The sequence below is a fragment of the Exiguobacterium sp. ZWU0009 genome (genome assembly GCF_000798935.2).
Taxonomy (GTDB): Bacteria; Bacillota; Bacilli; order Exiguobacteriales; family Exiguobacteriaceae; genus Exiguobacterium_A; species Exiguobacterium_A acetylicum.
The window spans coordinates 1,096,363-1,116,389 of record NZ_CP018057.1; the positions used below are offsets into that span (position 1 = coordinate 1,096,363).

Genomic DNA, 20,027 nt, shown 5'->3' on the forward strand with positions numbered 1-20,027 from the left:
TAGGAGTGAATGAAAAATGAAAATTTACACGAAGTCTGGTGACGAAGGAGAAACATCCCTCGTTGGTGGGAGAGTCAAAAAAAATGATCGTTTGATTAGCTTGATGGGAGAACTCGACGAATTGAACAGTTTCGTTGGACTTGCCCGGACGAAAGCATCATCAATCGAGGTGCGGGAACAACTGACAGTGATCCAGCACGCCTTATTCGATTGTGGTAGTGACTTGATGTATGTTGAACCACGCCCGTCACGCTTGAGTCAAGAAGCGACGGTTGATTTAGAAAGTTGGATCGACACATTAACGGAGTTATCGCCGCCGCTCGATAAGTTCATCTTGCCCGGTGGAACGGAAGCAGCTGCAACATTACACGTGGCACGGACGGTCTGTCGTCGTGTGGAACGTTCGATGATCGATGTCCCTCAAGCCGCTCATTTGTTACCGTTCATCAACCGACTCAGTGACTTCTTCTTTACAGCAGCCCGTTACGAGAATGCCGTCAAACAAAAAGCAGATATTGAATATGTCCGCAGTGCGCATGTATTCAAACGAAAGGATGGAGAGCAATGAGTCAGTCATTTAGCACATGGAAAAAGGAAGGAACGAGCTTTCATCTCGTTCCGACTGATAAATTCAAGACGACGACGATTCTCGTCACATTTTCAGCACCGTTAGAAGCGAAGACGCTGACAAGCCGTGCAATCCTACCGTATATCATGGAAAAATCGACAGCCGCTTATCCGTCGATGAAAGCATTACGTGAACCACTTGAAACATTATATGATGCGGGACTTTATGCGGACGCGTCGAAGTTCGGAGAAGAGCACGTCATCTCGTTCCAACTCGATGTCGTCCGGGGAGAACTCGTTCATCATCCGTCGTTGTTAAAAGAAGCACTCGAATTGCTCGAGCAAATGGTGCTGTATCCAGATTTGACGGAAGGTGGTTTCCGTGAACAGTTCGTCAAACAAGAAAAACGACTGCATGCCTTACGGATTAGTTCGCTATATGACGATAAAATGCGCTACGCCCAGCAACGTCTTCTTGAATTAATGGCACCAGGTGAAGCCGTCGCGTTGCCATCCCTCGGAACACTCGAAGAACTCGAACAGATCACCCCGTCATCCTTGCGTGATACATACCGTTCGATGATCGAAGACGATCGGATTGATGTCTTCGTCGTCGGACATGTGACGAAGGAGGAGATGGAAGATGCGTTGTCCTTCTTGCCATCGCATTCTGAAAAGATCAGCCATTACATTCCGGCCCAAAAACCAGTCAATGGCGTGAAACGGTCGAGTGAAACGCAACCGATCAAACAAGGCAAATTGCATCTCGGTTACCGGGTAGCGGTCGATCCGACATCTGCTGACTCGATTCGGATGCAAATCGTCAATGGTCTATTCGGTGGCTTCCCCCATTCAAAACTGTTTATGAATGTCCGTGAAAAAGAGAGCCTCGCGTATTATGCGGCCTCACGTTACGCGGCACTGAACAGTGCACTCTATGTTTATGCAGGGGTCGACACAAAAGAAGCGGAACGTGCCGAAAAGATCATCTTGGAACAACTCGTTGATTTGAAAGCAGGACAGTTCACGGATGAAGAATTGACACAGACGAAGGCGATGCTGATCAATGCGCGTCGTCAAATCCTTGATCAGCCGGGTCAATTGATCGGCTGGTTGAATGGTTCGAAGATGCGTGGACTGACACTTGAAGATGAAATTCATATCATTGAGACGGCGACACGTGAAGACGTCGTTCGATTAGCAGCGGCAATCGATCTTGATGCCGTATATCTATTGCGAGGTGAAGCATGATGGAACAACTGACCTATCACGATACAGACGAAACGGTATACCATGAGCAGCTTGATAACGGGCTCTCCGTCTACCTACTGCAAAAAAAAGGATACGAAAAGACGTATGCGACGTTTACGACACGTTATGGTTCGATTGATCAACGATTCAAAAAAGGAGAGGAATGGATCACGGTACCGGACGGCATCGCCCATTTCCTTGAGCATAAGATGTTCGAATCCGAAAAAGGTGATGTCTTCCAAGAGTTTGGTCGTCTTGGTGCCTCAGCGAACGCCTTTACCTCGTTCTCGCGGACGGCGTATTTGTTCTCAGCGACGTCATTAATCGAACAAAATCTCGAGACGTTGATTGATTTCGTACAAGATCCTTACTTCACGCCGGAAAGCGTTGAAAAAGAGAAGGGGATCATCACGCAGGAAATCCAGATGTATCAAGATAATCCGGGATGGCGCTTGTTCTTCGGTCTGATTGAATCGATGTATGCGACGCATCCAGTCCGGATCGATATCGCGGGAACTCCGGAATCGATCAATCAAATCACAGCCGATGACCTGTACACGTGCTACCGTACGTTCTATCATCCATCGAACATGGTGTTGTTCGTCGTCGGAAACATTGATCCGGAAGAGACACTGGCATTGATCAAGGCGAATCAGGCTAAGAAAGACTATACGGATCGTCCGGCAATCGAGCGGGACTATGGTCAAGAACCGCATGGCGTACATCGTCCGCGTTTTGAACTCGAGCTCGACGTCAAGACACCTAAGGTATTAATCGGTTATAAGGACGAATCGCTTCGCAGCGAGGCACAAGTCCGTCGTGAATTAACGAGTGAACTCCTGTTACACCTCTTGTTCGATCAAACATCATCGACGTATTTGGAACTGTATGAAGACGGTTTGATTGACGATACGTTCAGCTTTGATTACTCAAGTGAGGAAGAGTTCGCATTCGCGACGTTCGGGATGGAGACAGAAGATCCAGATAAGTTCATCCAAGCGTATGAGACACTTCTGCAAACGCGTCCTGACTTTACGGAAGATGAAGTCACGCGCAAGCGGAACATGATGCAAGGGAAGTTCCTCCGTGCCTTGAATTCACCAGAATTCATCGCGAACCAGTTCTCGCGTCACGCACTTGCCGGTACGAACTTGTTCACGCTTCCGACGTTGATTGCTTCGATTACGAAAGAAGAGATTGAAGCCCGTTTCGACGAGTTGTTCGCCATTGAAAACCGGGCGATCTCAATCGTCAAACCGTACGCGTGATGCGAATTCTCATTACCGGTGCGAGTGGCGCCATTGGTCTTGCGGCAGCAAAACAACTCGCTGCCGCCGGACATGAATTGGTGCTTCAGACGTATCGACAGCACGCTGTTTTGGAACGGATGATAGAGGAGTGGCAAGGAGAGCACCACATCTTGACTGCGAATTTAGCGGATGAGGAGGACTTGCAGGCATTTTGTGCGGCATTACCTGTCGTTGATGCCTTCGTCCATTGTGCCGGAACGAGTTATAGCGGTTTGTTGCTCGATCAATCGGCAACATCAATGCACGAACTTTGGAAAATCCACGTCGAGGCGTTGATGCGCATCAGCCAAACCGTGACACGGACGAAACCGTTTACGTCGAAGCTTGCGATCGTCGTCATCAGTAGTGTGTTAGGGGAACAAGGTGTCGCGGGTGAAGTTGTCTATTCGACATGCAAGGCGGCACAGCTCGGATTCGTCAAAGCATACAGCAAGGAACTTGGACCGATGTACGGACGTATCAATGCGATCACACCGGGATGGATTGACACACCGATGAACGCGATTTTCTCGGAAGATGAAAAGGAACAAGCAATCGCTGAAATTCCTGCTGGTCGATTCGGGAAAGTAGAAGAAGTGGCTTCTGCCATCTGTTACTTAGTGCAACCCGAGTCAAGTTATGTGTCGGGAGCCATCCTGAAAATAGATGGTGCGTGGATGTAAGCATTGGAATTTCAGTTCAGGAATGCTTTTCATTTTTCAAAAAATCATTTAACATGAGGAATGGATAATCGTATTGATAGAGGAGGATGGGCGCGTGAGTGAGTTCGAGCAATGGTATCTCGAATATGAATTAAAGGTCAACCGTCCCGGTATACTCGGGGACATTGCTTCGTTGATGGGAATGTTACATATTTCGATCGTGACGATCAATGGTGTTGATCATCAACGACGTGGTATGTTACTGCAAACGAAACAACCGGATCAAATTCCACGACTCGCCGCTATTCTCAAGACGATGTCAACCATTGAGGTCATCAAACTACGAAAACCAAAGCTCCGTGACCGAATTGCGATTCGACACGGTCGTTATATCGATCAAAGTAGTGATGAGCGAAAGACGTTCCGCTTCGTTCGAGAAGACTTAGGGATTCTCGTTGATTTCATGGCAGAACTGTGTAAACAGGATGGTCACTTGTTGATTGGTGTCCGTGGCATGCCGCGAGTCGGGAAGACGGAATCGATCGTCGCAGCAAGCGTCAGTGCGAATAAGAAATGGCTGTTCTTGTCATCGACATTAATCAAACAGACAGTGCGAACATCGTTGTTCGACGACGAGCGGACCGGTGATTATGTCTATATCATCGATGCCTTAGTATCGCAACGAAATTTCGATGAACGGCACTGGCAAATCCTGCGCGAAGTCATGCGACTACCAGCGACAAAAATTGTCGAGCATCCGGACGCTTTCGTCAAATCAAGTGAATATACGTGGGATGATTTTGATTACATCATTGAATTACGCAACACGACTGAAGAAATCATTGTGACTGAACTGCCTCGTTCCCATGGTGGAAATGATTGGTTCAACTTTGAATAAGTATGAAAAATGGAAGGTGTGTTACCGATGACCGAGCTCGGAACCTACTTAAAGGAACAACGGGAGGCACTTGGTGTCTCTCTCGAACAAATTCAAACGACGACGAAGATTCAAAAGCGTTATATCGTCGCGATTGAAGAAGGCAATTACGATCAATTACCGGGTGCATTCTATGCCCGTGCCTTCATCAAGACATATGCGGAAGCACTCGGTCTTGACGTTGATGAAGTCTTTACGACCTACAAGCGTGATCTTCCAGAACCGGAAGCACAGCCGGTCGTCGAACTGTCGCGACGAGCGACGTATTCGAAATCCAGTGCTCCTAAAAAGAGTGTTGCGAAACGTTGGATTCCGAACATCATCATCATCGTATTGATCTTTGCAATCGGTGCTGCCTTGTATTATGGTCTGCAGACGTTCCTCGACGGTAACGAAGAGGCGAAGACGTCCGCGCCGAAACAAAATGATGTGACGATCGATCAAGGAGACGCACCGAGCAAGGAAACGGATGCGCCTGCGAAGACCGAAGAAGAGCCGAAGGAAGAACCGGCGAAACAAGAAGAAACAAAAGAAGAACCTAAAAAAGAGGCACTTGCTGTGAAGTCGACATCTGGTCAAGATGTCACGTATGAAGTAGCAACGAAGGATACGATGAATGTCTCGATTCAAATCAAGAAAGATGCATCTCCATCGCCATTCGTTGGTGTGCGTGATACATCACTTGAAGGAGAAGCACTTGCGCCAGATCACATCAATGCATCGGATCCAAATCCGATCGTCGTGAAGGACGCGAAGACGGACTTGATCCGGATCCGGATTGGTTCGATTAAAGGAATTGATAAAATCGTCGTCAATGACCAAGAACTGAAACTGAACCGTTCGCTTCTCGTCCAAAATATCTATTTGAAGAAAGTAGACACGCCGTAATCCGGCGTGCCTTCTTTTAGATGACATGGTCATCTACATACGAAATGAAGGAGGAGGGCGTTACATGAACTTACCGAATCAATTGACAGTATTACGCGTTTTATTAATTCCCGTGTTCGTCATCGTACTTGCGATTGATCCGAACTGGGGACAGTGGGATGTGCTGGGAGCTGAACTTCCCGTCTCACACTTCGTTGCAGCTATCATCTTCCTTGTTGCTTCACTGACGGACTGGCTCGATGGGTATATCGCCCGCAAACAAAAACTAGTGACGAACTTTGGAAAATTCATGGATCCACTTGCCGATAAGATGTTAGTTGCAGCTGCTCTTGTCTACTTGGTGGAACTTGGATTCGTCGCAGCATGGATCGTCGTCATCATTCTCTGTCGAGAGTTCGCAGTCACAGGTCTTCGTCTCGTCGCATCTGACGAAGGGATCGTCCTTGCTGCTGGAAACTCTGGCAAAGCAAAAACATGGGTTCAGCTGACATCAATTACGGCATACTTGTTGCACGATATCATCTTTGCGATGTGGAATATTCCGTTCGCAGATATTACGATGTGGCTTGCTTTGATTTTGACGATCTACTCAGGTGTCGAATATTTCGCTAAAAACATTAAGTTAATTACGAAATCCATGTAAGATGGATCAATTTAGACTGTTCGTCATACCGAACAGTCTTTTCTTATACTTCAAGAAGGTGAGGAATCAACATGAAAGCAGAAATCATCGCAGTCGGAAGCGAACTCCTCCTTGGAGAAATCGCGAACACGAATGCACAGTACCTTTCCGAATGGTTAGCGAGTGCCGGAATTGACGTTCATTATCATACAGTCGTCGGTGACAATCATGAGCGGATGCAAGAGACATTCCGTCAGGCACAACAACGGGCAGAACTCCTTGTCATCACAGGTGGTCTCGGACCGACGGAAGACGATTTGACGAAAGAAGTGCTCGCTGATCTCCTCGGACGTGATCTCGTTCTCGATCAAGCGGCGTACGAGCGAATCGAAGGGTTCTTAAAGACACGTCAACGGGAAATGACGATCAATGAACGAAAACAAGCTCTCGTCATCGAAGGAGCGACGGTTTTACGTAATGATGCAGGACTTGCACCCGGTATGTCGGTTCAGACGGAACACCACCAATATATCGTCTTACCTGGTGTGCCACGCGAGATGAAGCAAATCCTCAAAGATCACTTCAGTCATCTGTTCGGTCAAGAAACGATCCGTTCTCGGACGTTACGATTCTTCGGAATCGGGGAATCAGCTTTAAATGACCGTCTGGAAACGTTGATCAAGGAGGCGAAGAATCCATCGGTCGCACCGTATGCGGAGCTCGCTGAAGTCCGGTTACGCCTGACGGCTAAAGCACTCGATCAACAGGAAGCCGATCGTATGCTCGATGAACTCGAACAACACGTCCTTGCTGAAGTCGGCATGTACTTTTATGGATATGGGGAGACGAGTCTGCCGGAAGTTGTCCTAAAACGGTATCAAGAAGCAGGATTGACACTTTCGCTCGCCGAATCACTGACGGGAGGAGCCGTCGCAAGTGGTCTCGTTGATGTCAGCGGTGCGAGTCAAGTATTGCGTGGGAGCGCCGTCGTCTATGATGACGCAGCGAAGCAAGCCGTACTGTCGGTACCAGAAGAGCTTTTAAAAGAACATACGGCAGTCAGTAAAGAGGTGGCGATCGCGATGGCAGAAGGAGCACGAAGCCTTTATCAATCGGACATCGCTGTTGCCTTGACGGGGGAAGCAGGTCCGACGAGCAACAGCGGAAAAACGATCGGAACGGTCTATTGTGCTATTGCGGACGCACATGGAACACGGATTGTCGAATGGCAATATCCATCGTTCGATCGAGGCATGATTCGCCTGCGCGCCGTCAAGGATACCTATTTCCTTCTACTGAAACATCTCGAAAAAGCACCAGAGTGAGAAAAATGGTCAAAGTGCAAGTATGCGAATAAATGTTCGTAAAATGCTTGTCATTCGGTCTCAAAAGAAGTACAATAATCTCAGTAAGATAATTAAAAGGAGGCCTGCTACGTGAGTGATCGTAAAGCAGCACTTGAGATGGCGTTACGCCAGATAGAGAAACAGTTCGGTAAAGGTTCTATCATGAAACTCGGAGAAAATGCGGATCAGAAGGTATCAGTAATCTCTTCTGGATCGATTACATTAGATATTGCCCTAGGTGCAGGTGGATACCCACGTGGACGGGTCATCGAAGTATACGGACCTGAATCGTCAGGTAAAACGACGGTAGCGCTTCATGCAATCGCAGAAGTTCAAAAACAAGGTGGACAAGCCGCATTCATCGATGCGGAGCATGCGCTTGATCCAGCATATGCAAATAAACTCGGTGTCAACATCGATGAGCTCCTCTTGTCACAACCGGACACTGGGGAACAAGCACTTGAAATCGCGGAAGCACTCGTTCGTTCTGGTGCGGTCGATATTCTTGTCGTCGACTCTGTTGCGGCACTCGTACCAAAAGCAGAGATCGAAGGCGAGATGGGTGACTCACACGTTGGTCTTCAAGCACGTTTGATGAGCCAAGCGCTTCGTAAATTGTCTGGTGCAACGAATAAATCGAAGACGATCGTCATCTTCATCAACCAAATCCGTGAAAAAATCGGTGTCATGTTCGGTAACCCGGAAACAACTCCAGGTGGTCGTGCACTTAAATTCTACTCGTCTGTTCGTTTAGAAGTGCGTCGTGCGGAAGCGTTGAAAAACGGTACGGACGTCGTCGGTAACAAAACAAAGATCAAGGTCGTCAAAAACAAGATCGCACCTCCGTTCAAACAAGCGGAAGTCGACATCATGTATGGTCTCGGAATTTCGAAGGTCGGCGAGTTGATCGATATCGGAACGGATCTTGATATCGTTCAAAAGAGTGGTGCATGGTACTCGTACAACTCTGAACGTCTCGGTCAAGGGCGTGAGAACGCGAAACAATATATGGTCGAGCATCCGGAAGTCGCAGCAGAGGTCGAACGTTTGATTCGTGAACACCACGGTCTCGTCGATCGCGAAGAGCCGGTTGATTTCGAAGCAGAACAACCAGAAGATCTATTTGCTGAATAAACCGTTTCAGAGAGGATTCGCATGCGAATCCTCTCTTTTTTAGTGTAAAAGAGGAAAACAGTGGAATTCTTTCCCGTCCGTTCGTTGACAATGAACGAGTGCTATCCTTACAATATAGATGTACGTTTTTTAGACAGCTTCGATGAAATACCGAAATGAACTAAGAAACACCTTGCAAAGGGGAGGTGAACCCATGAGTACACTGACTTGGATTGTCATACTTCTCCTCACTTTGCTGATCGCATTCATCGTAGGCTACTTCTTGCGGAAATCGATTGCAGAAGCGAAGATTCAAGGCGCAGAAACGGAAGCGAATAAAATCGTCGAACGTGCGCGCGAATCGGCTGAGGCAACGAAAAAAGAAGCAGTACTCGAAGCGAAAGATGAAGCATTCAAACTTCGTAACGAAGTGGAAAAAGAATTGCGTGAACGTCGCCAAGAGCTAGCGAAACAAGAAGCCCGGTTGCTCCAGAAAGAAGAGACACTCGATCGCCGTGTTGATGCCATCGACCGTAAGGAAGATCAAATCAATACACGTGATGCAGAGATCGCGAAACGGAAGCATCAAGCTGAAGAACTAGAGCGCAAAGTAGAGGACCTGTATGAACAGGGACGTCAAGAGCTTGTCCGCGTCGCGAATTTATCGCAAGACGAGGCAAGAACGATCATCATGGATGAGACGAAACAGGCTGCTTTACATGACGCAGCCATTCTTCAAAAAGAAATCGAACAAAAAGCAAAAGAAGAAGCCGACAAGAAAGCACGTAACATCTTGTCACTTGCGATTCAACGGTTCGCCGCTGAACATATCGCAGAGACGACTGTATCGGTCGTCAACTTGCCGAACGATGAGATGAAAGGTCGGATCATCGGACGGGAAGGCCGCAACATCCGTACGCTCGAGACCTTGACTGGAATCGACTTGATCATCGATGATACGCCGGAAGCCGTCATTTTGTCTGGTTTTGACCCAATTCGTCGCGAAGTCGCTAAAATGGCGCTCGAGAAATTGGTTCAGGATGGTCGGATTCACCCGGCCCGTATTGAAGAGATGGTCGACAAATCCCGTCGTGAAGTCGACGAGCGAATTCGAGAAATCGGGGAAGAAGCGACGTATGATGTCGGAATCCACGGCATTCATCCGGACCTTGTCAAAATTCTCGGTCGCTTGAAGTACCGTACGAGTTACGGACAAAACGTCCTGTATCACTCGCTTGAGGTTGCCCATCTTGCAGGTATGATGGCAGCTGAACTTGGGGAAGATGTCACGCTTGCGAAGCGTGCGGGTCTTCTGCATGATATCGGGAAAGCGATCGACCACGAAGTCGAAGGCAGTCACGTTGAGATCGGTGTCGAGCTCGGTACGAAGTACAAAGAGCATCCAACCGTCATCAACGCGATCGCATCCCACCACGGGGATACGGAAGCGACATCTGTCATTTCCGTCTTGGTCGCAGCCGCAGATGCATTATCTGCTGCTCGTCCGGGTGCACGTCAAGAGACACTCGAAAGTTATATTCGCCGTCTCGAACGCCTCGAGGAAATCTCGGAATCGTTCGACGGTGTCGAAAAATCATTTGCGATCCAAGCGGGTCGTGAAGTTCGTATCATCGTTCGACCTGACGTCGTCGATGATGTACTGGCTCACAAGATGGCGAGTGACATCCGGAAAAAAATCGAAGAAGAACTCGATTATCCGGGACACATCAAAGTCACGGTCATTCGGGAAACACGAGCAGTCGAATACGCGAAATAAGTGGAGTGGCGGGCGACCGCCACTTTTTTTAATGAACGGAGGAACAGCAATGAAGATTTTATTCATCGGAGATGTCGTCGGTGCACCTGGTCGACATATCCTACAACAATTCACAGCACGCTTGAAAGCGAAGTACAACCCGAACGTCATGCTCGTCAACGGCGAAAACGCAGCACACGGACGCGGCATCACGAAGTCAATCTATCATCAATTCCTAGAACTCGGATTCCACGGAATCACGATGGGGAATCACACGTTTGATAACCGCGACATCTTTGACTGGATCGACGATGCAGATCGGATCGTCCGTCCGGCGAACTATCCGGAAGGCACACCAGGTCGTGGGATGATGATCGTCAAGGCAGGTAATAAAAAGATTGCCGTCATCAACGTCCAAGGAACGGTCTTCTTACCACCACTCGGTGACCCGTTCCGAACAGTTGATGCATTAATTGCGGAAGTCGAAGGAAAAGTCGATGCGATCTTCGTTGATGTTCATGCGGAAGCAACGAGTGAGAAAATCGCGATGGGCTATCACCTCGACGGTCGAGTTCAAGCTGTCGTCGGCACACATACGCACGTCCAGACAGCAGATGAGCGTGTCCTTGACGGAGGAACGGCTTACATCACGGATGTCGGGATGACAGGTCCGCTGAACGGTGTGCTTGGGATGCGTCAGGAAGATGTCCTACGAAAATTCAAGACACAGCTCCCAACACGGTTTGAAGTTGCCGAAGGACGGGAACAACTTAATGGAGTCTTGATTCATATCGATGACACAACAAAAAAAGCAACGAAGATTGAACGGATTCATCTGACGGATCAGTCAGTATTCTTCGACTGATTGCCATTTCTGGATGGGGAGGTACACGCATGGACGTCCTGAAAGTATCAGCTAAGTCGAATCCAAACGCGGTAGCAGGTGCACTCGCGGGTGTCATTCGAGAGAGAGGTTCCGTCGAGATTCAGGCCATTGGTGCGGGAGCGCTCAATCAGTCTGTCAAAGCCGTCGCCATCGCACGTGGATTCGTGGCTCCTTCTGGCATCGACTTGATTTGTATCCCAGCCTTCACAGACATTTTGATTGATGGAGAAGAGAGAACCGCCATCAAACTCATCATTGAACCACGATGACGAATTGGACATAGGTCCTATTTGCAAGTAGACCATTTACTCGACTGGAGTAGATGGTCTTTTTGCTGCGCCTGCGAAATTTTCTCACCTTTCCACCGAGGGAGCATTGTACTACTTCCGGTAAATCGGTATCATGAGGGAGGATAGAGAGAACTATCATTTCAGGGGACAGAGAAGGAGCGAACGTCGATGTATAATCAGTTATCATGGAAAGTTGGCGGTCAGCAGGGAGAAGGGATCGAATCAACAGGCGAAATCTTTGCAATTGCCTTGAATCGACTCGGCTATTACCTGTACGGCTACCGTCACTTTTCGTCACGTATCAAGGGAGGGCACACGAACAATAAGATTCGTGTCGCGACACAGGAAGTCCGGACGATTTCCGATGATCTCGATATTTTGGTCGCGTTCGATCAAGAGACGATCGATGTTAACTTCCATGAATTGCGTCAAGGTGCCATCATCATCGCGGATGCGAAATTCAATCCGACGAATCCAGACGAAGCACGCGCTTCCTTGTATGCGATTCCATTTACGGAGATTGCAGCAGATCTCGGTACGGCCTTGATGAAGAACATGGTCGCGATCGGTGCATCGAGTGCGATTCTCGGGATTGCACCGGAGCGTTTCCAAGCCGTCGTCGAGCAGATCTTCGGACGAAAAGGACCAGACATGGTCGAGAAAAACTTAGCAGCAATCCGTGAAGGTGCAGCAGCATTTGAAGCACTCGCAGGAGATGGTGAGCGATTCGTCTTAGATCCAGCAGACGGAAAACAACGGATGTTCATGATCGGAAACGATGCGATCGCCCTTGGTGCGATTGCTGGTGGAGCACGTCTGATGGCGGCTTACCCGATCACACCATCATCTGAAATCATGGAATACTTAATCAAGAAATTACCGCAGTTCGGCGGAACGGTCGTCCAGACGGAAGACGAGCTGGCAGCAGTCACGATGGCAATCGGGGCGAACTACGCAGGTGTCCGTGCTTTGACGGCGTCTGCTGGTCCAGGATTGTCATTGATGGCGGAAGCGATCGGGTTATCCGGGATGACGGAAACACCGCTCGTGATCGTCGATACACAACGAGGTGGTCCGTCAACGGGTCTACCGACGAAACAGGAACAGTCGGACTTGATGGCGATGATCTACAGCACGCATGGTGAGATTCCAAAGGTCGTTTTGGCACCGTCAACGGTCGAGGAAGCGTTCTACGATGCAGCAGAGGCATTCAACATCGCAGAGGAATACCAGTGTCCGGTCATTCTATTGACGGATTTGATGCTGTCTCTTGGAAAACAATCGGTCGAACCACCGGATATGTCACGCGTTGAGATCCGACGCGGGAAGTTAATCCAAGAAGACTTACCGGAACTTGAAGGAAAAGCGTACTTCAAACGCTACGAAGTGACGGAAGATGGGATCAGCCCACGTGTCATTCCAGGCGTCAAGCACGGGATTCATCACGTAACGGGTGTTGAGCACAATGAGGAAGGGCGTCCGTCGGAAGCGACGAAGAACCGGGTCGATCAGATGACGAAGCGACTCCGTAAGTTGAACACATTCCGCTTACAGGATGCCGTTCTCGTAACAGAGCATCATGCAGAACCGGATATCTTATTCGTCGGTTTCAACTCGACGCGTGGAACGATCGAAGAGATCATGCCACGACTCGAAGCACAAGGATTAAAAGTCGATCACTTGCATATCCGTCAAGTCCATCCGTTCCCAAGTGAACTCGTCACGCCGCACTTAGAGCGGGCAAAACGAGTCATCGTCGTCGAGTACAACGCAACGGGACAACTGGCGAAACTGATCCAGATGAACTGTGGACATGCATCGAAGATCGAGCATATCCTGAAATTCAATGGCGATCCGTTCTACCCGGCAGAGGTCGTCGAGCAGGTCGTAGGAGGGGTATATCATGGCAACCTTTAAAGATTTTAGAAATGATGTCAAACCAAACTGGTGTCCAGGGTGCGGAGACTTCTCGATTCAAGCAGCGATTCAGCGTGCTGTCGCAAACGTCGGGCTCGAACCAGAAGAGTTGGCATTGATTTCCGGGATTGGCTGTTCTGGTCGAATTTCCGGTTATATCAATACGTATGGCTTCCACGGTGTTCATGGACGGTCCTTGCCGATCGCTCAAGGTGTGAAGATGGCAAACCGCGAATTGACGGTCATCGCATCTGGTGGCGACGGTGATGGATTTGCAATCGGCATGGGACATACGATTCATGCGTTCAAGCGAAATGTCGACATGACGTATATCGTCATGGACAATCAGATTTACGGCTTGACGAAAGGGCAGACGTCACCTACTTCTGCACCTGGATTCAAGACGAAATCGACTCCAAAAGGGTCGATCGAAAAGAGTGTTTCACCCGTTGAACTCGCCTTGACGGCTGGCGCGACGTTTGTTGCCCAAAGCTTCTCGAATGATTTGAAGGGCTTGACGCAATTGATTGAACAGGCGACGGCACATAAAGGGTTTGCCTTCATCAACGTCTTCAGTCCGTGCGTCACGTTCAACAAGGTCAATACGTATGATTGGTTCAAACAGAACTTGACGAAGTTGTCCGATATCGAAGGATACGACCCGTCAAACTTGGATCTTGCGAAACAGACCGTTCATGCACACGATGGTCTCGTCATGGGATTGATCTATCAGGATGAGACACGTCCTGATTACCAGTCACAAATCGATGGGTATCAAGAGTCAGGCCTTGCGTATGCGGATCTTGAGTTGAACGAAGAAACATTCGGTAAACTAGCGGCAGAATTCATGTAAGATAGAGGAAAGATGTGTTTGGTTTTTTGGGGATGCTAAACATTTGGAAGCTCGCAACATATAAATAAACGCGAACTTCCGCGAAGGAGTCGGGGAAAGATGACGAAATTAGTAACGACGGTAGAAGAGACAGCAACGACAAAAACGATGCGCGCGCTTGTCAAAGAAGAGCGCGGATTTGGTGCGACACTGAAAGAAGTACCGGTACCCGTACCGAGTCGTGGAGAAGTCTTGATTCGAGTCGAGGCAACATCAATCTGTGGGACGGACGTGCATATCTATGAGTGGGACGCGTGGGCAGCTTCACGTGTCAATCCGCCGTATGTCTTCGGTCATGAGTTCTCGGGCGAAGTCGTCGAGCTCGGAGAAGGCACGAAACGCTTGAAACTCGGTGACCGTGTCTCGGCTGAGACGCATATCGTCTGTCATCAATGTAAACAGTGTCTACGTGGGCAATACCATATCTGTAAGAACACGAAGATCATCGGTGTCGATACACAAGGTTGTTTTGCGGAATACGTCGTCATGCCGGAAGAAAACCTCTGGGTCAACCCGGAAGACATGCCAGCAGGGATTGCCTCGATCCAAGAGCCAATGGGAAATGCCGTCCATACCGTTCTTGCGAGTGATGTCAGTGCGAAAACGGTCGCAATCGTCGGTTGTGGTCCAATTGGTCTGATGGCGGTCTTGGTCGCTAAAGCAGCCGGTGCGGCGGAAGTCGTTGCGATCGACGTCAATCCGTATCGTCTCGAACTCGCGCGGACGATGGGGGCGGATGTCGTCATCGATTCACGTCATGACGATGTCTTAGAGCGAATTGAACGTATGACGGACGGCGACGGGATTGATGTCGTCTGTGAGATGAGTGGTCATCCTGTTGCGATTCGTCAAGCGTTCGAGATGGTGACAGCAGGTGGAGACGTCAACATTCTTAGTCTGCCGGTCAAACCGGTCGAAATCGATTTGACGAACCACGTCGTCTTCAAAGGCGTCCGGGTTCAAGGCATCACCGGTCGGAAGATGTATGAGACATGGAGTCAAGTTTCTGCTTTCTTGTCGAGCGGAAAAGTTGATGTCCGCCCGTTGATCACACACACATTGCCGCTTGAGCGGTTCGAAGAAGGATTTGAATTGATGCGTCAAGGGAAATGCGGAAAAGTCGTATTACAACCAAGGGGGACGAATTAATGGGATTTGAACACTTACGGACAGAACTAGAAGAGATGAAACAGGCGGGCACGTTCCGCAACCTCGTAGCACTCGAAAGCGCACAACATAACCGCGTGACGATCGACGGTAAGGAATTGATTCAACTGTCGTCGAACAACTACCTCGGACTCGCGGCGCATCCACGTCTCGCTGAACAAGCAGCGAAAGCAGCGCGCACGTTCGGTGCCGGAACGGGATCCGTTCGGACGATTGCCGGAACACTCGAGATGCACCAAGCATTCGAACGGGAACTCGCGACATTCAAGCATACGGAAGCGGCACTCGTCTTCCAGTCTGGATTCGCCACGAATCTTGGTGTCTTATCGGCACTGCTCGGTCCGGAAGACGTCGTCATCTCGGATGAGTTGAACCACGCTTCGATCATCGATGGAATTCGTCTGACGAAAGCGAAACGCCGGATCTATAAACACGTCGACTTGGCGGATCTTGAGGCGGCCTTACAAGAAACACAAGACGCGCGGACACGCCTCGTCGTCACGGACGGTGTCTTCTCGATGGACGGAAACATCGCGCCACTCCCTGAGATCGTTGAATTAGCAGAACGCTATGACGCGCTCGTCATGGTCGATGATGCCCATGCATCAGGTGTGCTTGGGAAAGCGGGACGCGGTACAGTCAATCACTTCGGTCTTGACGGACGTGTTGCTCTGCAAGTCGGTACGCTCTCAAAAGCCATCGGCGTCCTTGGCGGATACGTCGCATGTGAACAGCACGTCAAAGATTACCTGATTCATAAAGGACGTCCGTTCTTGTTCTCGACATCACATCCACCAGCAGTCGTCGAAGCGAACCGGGAAGCGCTCCGCGTCATGGAAGAAGAAACGGAACTCTTTGATCGTCTGTGGGAAAACACGGAATTCTTTAAACAAGGACTCCGTGATCTCGGATTTGATATCGGCACGTCGACGACGCCAATCACACCGGTCATCGTCGGAGATGAAGCACGGTGCCACGAGTTGTCGGACCGCTTGCGTCAAGAAGGCGTCTTCGCTCAAGGCATCGCCTTCCCGACGGTCGCAAAAGGAAAAGCACGTGTTCGGACGATCGTGACGGCTGAACATACACGCGAAGACTTGACGACGGCGCTTGCAGCGTTCGAAAAAGTCGGTCGTGAATTAAACTTGATCGGTTAATGCTGATCACGGACGAACGCGTCCGCATACTCTCAGGCAGTGGGTCGTCGACCCGCTGCCTGATGTGCGTCACGGGCGGAAGAATGAGAAGTTAACCGTTTTTACTTTTGCAAGATAGGGAATAACTGATGATGAAAGGATGTGACCTGATGAGTACGAAAAAGAAAGGGATATTGCTCTCATTTTTGATGCTGACACTGCTCCTTGGGGGGTGTATTCGCATCCAGTACGATGCAACGATCCATACTGATCAAAGTGTCACCTTAAAGACGACATATGCCGCGAAGGAACATCCGGTGGCTCGTCTACTCAATTTGAATCCGAATTGGAAGGGGTATGTTAAACAGGCAGAAAAGAACGGCTATGCGGCGAAGACGTTTAAGACGAAGGATGACTACGAAGGCATCCGGATGCAAAAGACATTCGCGAACTTCAAGGATATGACGTCGATCAAGGACGAATGGAAGACCGGCATCGGTGGGATTCTGATTCCGCCCGATACAAAGTTTGACATGAAGAAATCGGACGGATTTTGGTTCGATACGTACCGACTCGACACGAACATTGATCTCAGTATCGATCGGTTGAACATCAAAGGGTATCAACCGACAGGACAGGTCAAGAAGTTAGCCGATCGGTATATTCGTCAAGCCGATATCGAGATCAAGCTCCACGGTCCAAAAGTGATTGGTCTCCAAAATGGTGAAAAAATCGACTGGTCGAATTACCATGATGTGTCATGGAAATTATACGGAACAAAAGCAAACCAACTACAGTTGATTGCCTATGTACCGAATCCGACAGGCTGGATCATTACCGGTATCGTACTATTGATTGGTGTCGGATTATTCCTCTACTGGGTCTTTCATCGTGTCCGTAAACTACGTCGTCAACAGCTGAAGACGATTAGTATCTCACTTCTCGTCTGTTTGATCGTCGGGGGAGGGGCGTGGTGGCTATTTGCGGAAGATACGTCGAGTGCCCCACCGCCGACGCGTCAGATTGTCACACAAGGAAAGAGTGAAATCGTGCCGACGTTCCTCGTCCATGGATTGTTCGGGACGGAGCGGACGTTCGTTCCGATGATTCAAAACTTCACGAATAAAAAAGTCGCCGATGACGGAGGACGATGTGACGTGACACGTTCCGGGAAAGCGACCTGTAGCGTCAACCCCTCACCGACCGGCTACCCGCTCGTCCGAATCGTTTTTGCGGACGATGAGGCAAGCCTTGCCGATCAACAAAAGTGGTTGAATGCGGCGATTGCTGCGTATGACGCGAAACAAAAAGCGACCTTTGCCGATATCCAGCTCGTTGGGCACAGCATGGGTGGTGTTGATGTCGTCGCCTATACGGTTCAAGAAGAGATGCCGTATCACGTCCGAAAAGTCGTGACGCTCGACTCACCGATCGCCGGCTCCGATTACGCGAAACTTGGCTTGACGCTTGCACCACTCGGCACGAATACGAACAGTCCCGCAATCCGCGATCTGGCGAAAGGTTCTCCAGCGATGAACAATCTGACCAAGCGGCTCGAGACGTGGCCACGTGATGTACTCGTCTATTCGTTTGGTGCCAAAGGGGGCGACTTCAATCTGATTTCGCTGAAGAGTTCATTTGCACTGGAGAACTATACGGATAACATCCAAACAAAATCGTATAAATATGATCATTTCACGATTCATCGCCGGGAGCCCGTCTTCCGCGAAATCCGCAATTTCCTGTTTAAAGAAAACCGGGTCACGGAGGAGGAATCATCATGAAACACGTCGTCATCGTCGGCGGAGGAATTGCCGGTCTAACGGCTGCTGCATTGATCGCACAAGAAGGGCATACGGTCACCGTCCTTGAGGGGAGCCGTGAATGGGGAGGGTCAGCCGGGAAGTTCACGCGCCGGGATCTGACATATCCAGTTGGAGCGACCCTTGGGATGGGATTTGAGGCAGGCGGTATTCATGCCCGTGTGCTTGATCATCTTGGAGTCAGGCATCAGGTCGAATCACTCGACGTCGTCATGACGATTCGCATCGAAGGACGGACGATTCATTATTATCGGGATCGCGATGCCTTTCTAATCGAATTGACATCACATTTTCCGGAGCAGGCATCGTCGATTCGTGCTTTCTTTGCTGAAATCGAGCAGATTCATGAGGCGATTCGTCCACTGATGGCAGAACTGCCGGCGTTGCCACTTCAAGATCCAGCAGACGTCAGGCGGTTAGTCCGTCACGCGAAAAGTGTTGTCCTCTTACCGTATTTTCCGATGACGATTGGTCATCTGTTACGCAAACATCGATTAGCGGATACGTTGTTCGCACAAGTGATCGACGGGATCTTACTCGACAGCATGCAGACAGGGCAGGAAGCATCTGCTTTATTAGGGGCTGTCGCCTTATCGATTTATCATGACGGTGCCTATTATGTTCCGGGCGGCTTGTACCGGCTAGCCGAACAATTGAAAGAAACAGCTGAGGCGAACGGGGCAACCTGTCTGCTTGGACGAAAAGTCACGTCGATTCGCAAGACGCCGGATGGTTTTTTGATCGAGGATCGGCGAGGGCGTTTGACGCTTGCCGATGCTGTCATCTGCGCCGTTCCGCTTGAAGGTATCCGGGAAGTCGTAAGTGCGGATATGCGACAAACGTTACGACGGACGTATCGACGACAAGAAAAACTACAGCAATGGGCGACCTTTACGTATTATGCAGCAATTCCGGAGTCGATCATTTTGTCTGATGAAGCGTTCCGTCAAGTCCATGATCCGTCCTTACCTTCAGGTCACGCCTTCGTCTCCCTCTCCCGTTCGGAGGACCGGTTACGTGCACCAGCCGGTCAGCGGACGCTGACGATGTCATGTCATGTTCCAATCGGTACGTTTGATAAGACGAACCGGAAACGCTACGACGAACAGGTCGAGACGATGTCGGCGATCTTCGAAGCTATTCTTGAACAACAGTTTCCCGGCTTCGGTCAAAAGGCGATCGAACGCCATCCGGGTGGACCCGGTGCGTGGGTCCGCTATACGTTTCGACCAGATGGCGGAGTCGGGGGATATCCGCAACGTCCAAGTACGAGTCTCTTGTTCGCAGCACCTTTTCGAACGGGCGTCGATCACTTCTTTGCGATTGGGGACACGATCTTTCCAGGTGCCGGGACGATCGGTGCCACGACGTCCGCAATTCATGTTGCCCGACAGTTTGATGTCAGATTATGAGAAATCGTCGTAAAATGATGAAAGAAGCGACGCATCTGTCGCTTTTTTCACATTTGAGGATTATGATGAAGAA

The 20,027-nt window shown here is 49.6% G+C and carries 18 protein-coding genes; all 18 read left to right on the forward strand.

Features of this window, described 5'->3' with window-relative positions:
• The first annotated feature begins 16 nt into the window (after positions 1-16).
• The 18 genes from L985_RS05610 (at position 17) to L985_RS05695 (ending at position 19,954) form a co-directional block, all read left to right on the forward strand.
• Positions 17-568: a cob(I)yrinic acid a,c-diamide adenosyltransferase gene (locus tag L985_RS05610; protein ID WP_029341191.1), complete on the forward strand. Its 552-nt coding sequence runs from the start codon at positions 17-19 to the stop codon at positions 566-568.
• Positions 565-1,818 (forward strand): EF-P 5-aminopentanol modification-associated protein YfmF, encoded by a 1,254-nt coding sequence (gene yfmF, locus L985_RS05615; RefSeq protein WP_029341192.1) that lies wholly within the window; start codon positions 565-567, stop codon positions 1,816-1,818. The genes L985_RS05610 and yfmF overlap by 4 nt, the downstream gene beginning before the upstream one ends.
• The gene (yfmH, locus tag L985_RS05620) at positions 1,815-3,086 is read left to right on the forward strand and encodes an EF-P 5-aminopentanol modification-associated protein YfmH (RefSeq protein WP_231925706.1); all 1,272 of its coding nucleotides are present in this window, start codon (positions 1,815-1,817) and stop codon (positions 3,084-3,086) included. Before yfmF ends, yfmH begins: the two co-directional genes overlap by 4 nt.
• A complete protein-coding gene (gene ymfI / locus L985_RS05625) occupies positions 3,086-3,790 on the forward strand; it encodes an elongation factor P 5-aminopentanone reductase (protein WP_029341194.1) in 705 nt (234 codons plus the stop codon). The genes yfmH and ymfI overlap by 1 nt, the downstream gene beginning before the upstream one ends.
• Positions 3,791-3,884: 94 nt before the next feature.
• Positions 3,885-4,667, forward strand: a complete 783-nt coding sequence (locus L985_RS05630) for a DUF3388 domain-containing protein (protein WP_023467698.1) — start codon at positions 3,885-3,887, stop codon at positions 4,665-4,667.
• Between the two features lie 27 nt (positions 4,668-4,694).
• Positions 4,695-5,594: a helix-turn-helix domain-containing protein gene (locus L985_RS05635; RefSeq protein ID WP_029341195.1), complete on the forward strand. Its 900-nt coding sequence runs from the start codon at positions 4,695-4,697 to the stop codon at positions 5,592-5,594.
• Between the two features lie 64 nt (positions 5,595-5,658).
• On the forward strand, positions 5,659-6,237 hold the full coding sequence (gene pgsA / locus L985_RS05640) for a CDP-diacylglycerol--glycerol-3-phosphate 3-phosphatidyltransferase (RefSeq protein WP_029341196.1): 579 nt from the start codon (positions 5,659-5,661) through the stop codon (positions 6,235-6,237).
• A gap of 71 nt (positions 6,238-6,308) precedes the next feature.
• Complete coding sequence (locus tag L985_RS05645; RefSeq protein WP_047391066.1) at positions 6,309-7,541, forward strand: competence/damage-inducible protein A; 1,233 nt, start codon at positions 6,309-6,311, stop codon at positions 7,539-7,541.
• 111 nt (positions 7,542-7,652) lie between these two features.
• On the forward strand, positions 7,653-8,696 hold the full coding sequence (gene recA / locus L985_RS05650) for a recombinase RecA (RefSeq protein ID WP_023467702.1): 1,044 nt from the start codon (positions 7,653-7,655) through the stop codon (positions 8,694-8,696).
• A gap of 193 nt (positions 8,697-8,889) precedes the next feature.
• A complete protein-coding gene (rny, locus tag L985_RS05655; protein WP_023467703.1) occupies positions 8,890-10,452 on the forward strand; it encodes a ribonuclease Y in 1,563 nt (520 codons plus the stop codon).
• A gap of 49 nt (positions 10,453-10,501) precedes the next feature.
• On the forward strand, positions 10,502-11,296 hold the full coding sequence (locus L985_RS05660; RefSeq protein WP_023467704.1) for a TIGR00282 family metallophosphoesterase: 795 nt from the start codon (positions 10,502-10,504) through the stop codon (positions 11,294-11,296).
• Positions 11,297-11,325: 29 nt separating this feature from the next.
• Positions 11,326-11,586 carry a stage V sporulation protein S gene (locus L985_RS05665; RefSeq protein WP_023467705.1) on the forward strand — a complete coding sequence of 87 codons (261 nt, stop codon included), beginning with the start codon at positions 11,326-11,328 and terminating at the stop codon, positions 11,584-11,586.
• A gap of 189 nt (positions 11,587-11,775) precedes the next feature.
• On the forward strand, positions 11,776-13,524 hold the full coding sequence (locus L985_RS05670) for a 2-oxoacid:acceptor oxidoreductase subunit alpha (RefSeq protein WP_029341201.1): 1,749 nt from the start codon (positions 11,776-11,778) through the stop codon (positions 13,522-13,524).
• Positions 13,511-14,377 (forward strand): 2-oxoacid:ferredoxin oxidoreductase subunit beta, encoded by an 867-nt coding sequence (locus L985_RS05675; RefSeq protein ID WP_023467707.1) that lies wholly within the window; start codon positions 13,511-13,513, stop codon positions 14,375-14,377. The genes L985_RS05670 and L985_RS05675 overlap by 14 nt, the downstream gene beginning before the upstream one ends.
• Positions 14,378-14,476: 99 nt before the next feature.
• The gene (gene tdh, locus L985_RS05680; RefSeq protein WP_047391075.1) at positions 14,477-15,565 is read left to right on the forward strand and encodes an L-threonine 3-dehydrogenase; all 1,089 of its coding nucleotides are present in this window, start codon (positions 14,477-14,479) and stop codon (positions 15,563-15,565) included.
• Positions 15,565-16,740, forward strand: a complete 1,176-nt coding sequence (locus L985_RS05685; protein WP_047391079.1) for a glycine C-acetyltransferase — start codon at positions 15,565-15,567, stop codon at positions 16,738-16,740. Before tdh ends, L985_RS05685 begins: the two co-directional genes overlap by 1 nt.
• A 146-nt stretch (positions 16,741-16,886) precedes the next feature.
• A complete protein-coding gene (locus L985_RS05690; RefSeq protein WP_047391290.1) occupies positions 16,887-18,503 on the forward strand; it encodes an alpha/beta hydrolase in 1,617 nt (538 codons plus the stop codon).
• The gene (locus L985_RS05695; protein WP_052169381.1) at positions 18,500-19,954 is read left to right on the forward strand and encodes a phytoene desaturase family protein; all 1,455 of its coding nucleotides are present in this window, start codon (positions 18,500-18,502) and stop codon (positions 19,952-19,954) included. The genes L985_RS05690 and L985_RS05695 overlap by 4 nt, the downstream gene beginning before the upstream one ends.
• The last annotated feature ends 73 nt before the right edge of the window (positions 19,955-20,027 follow it).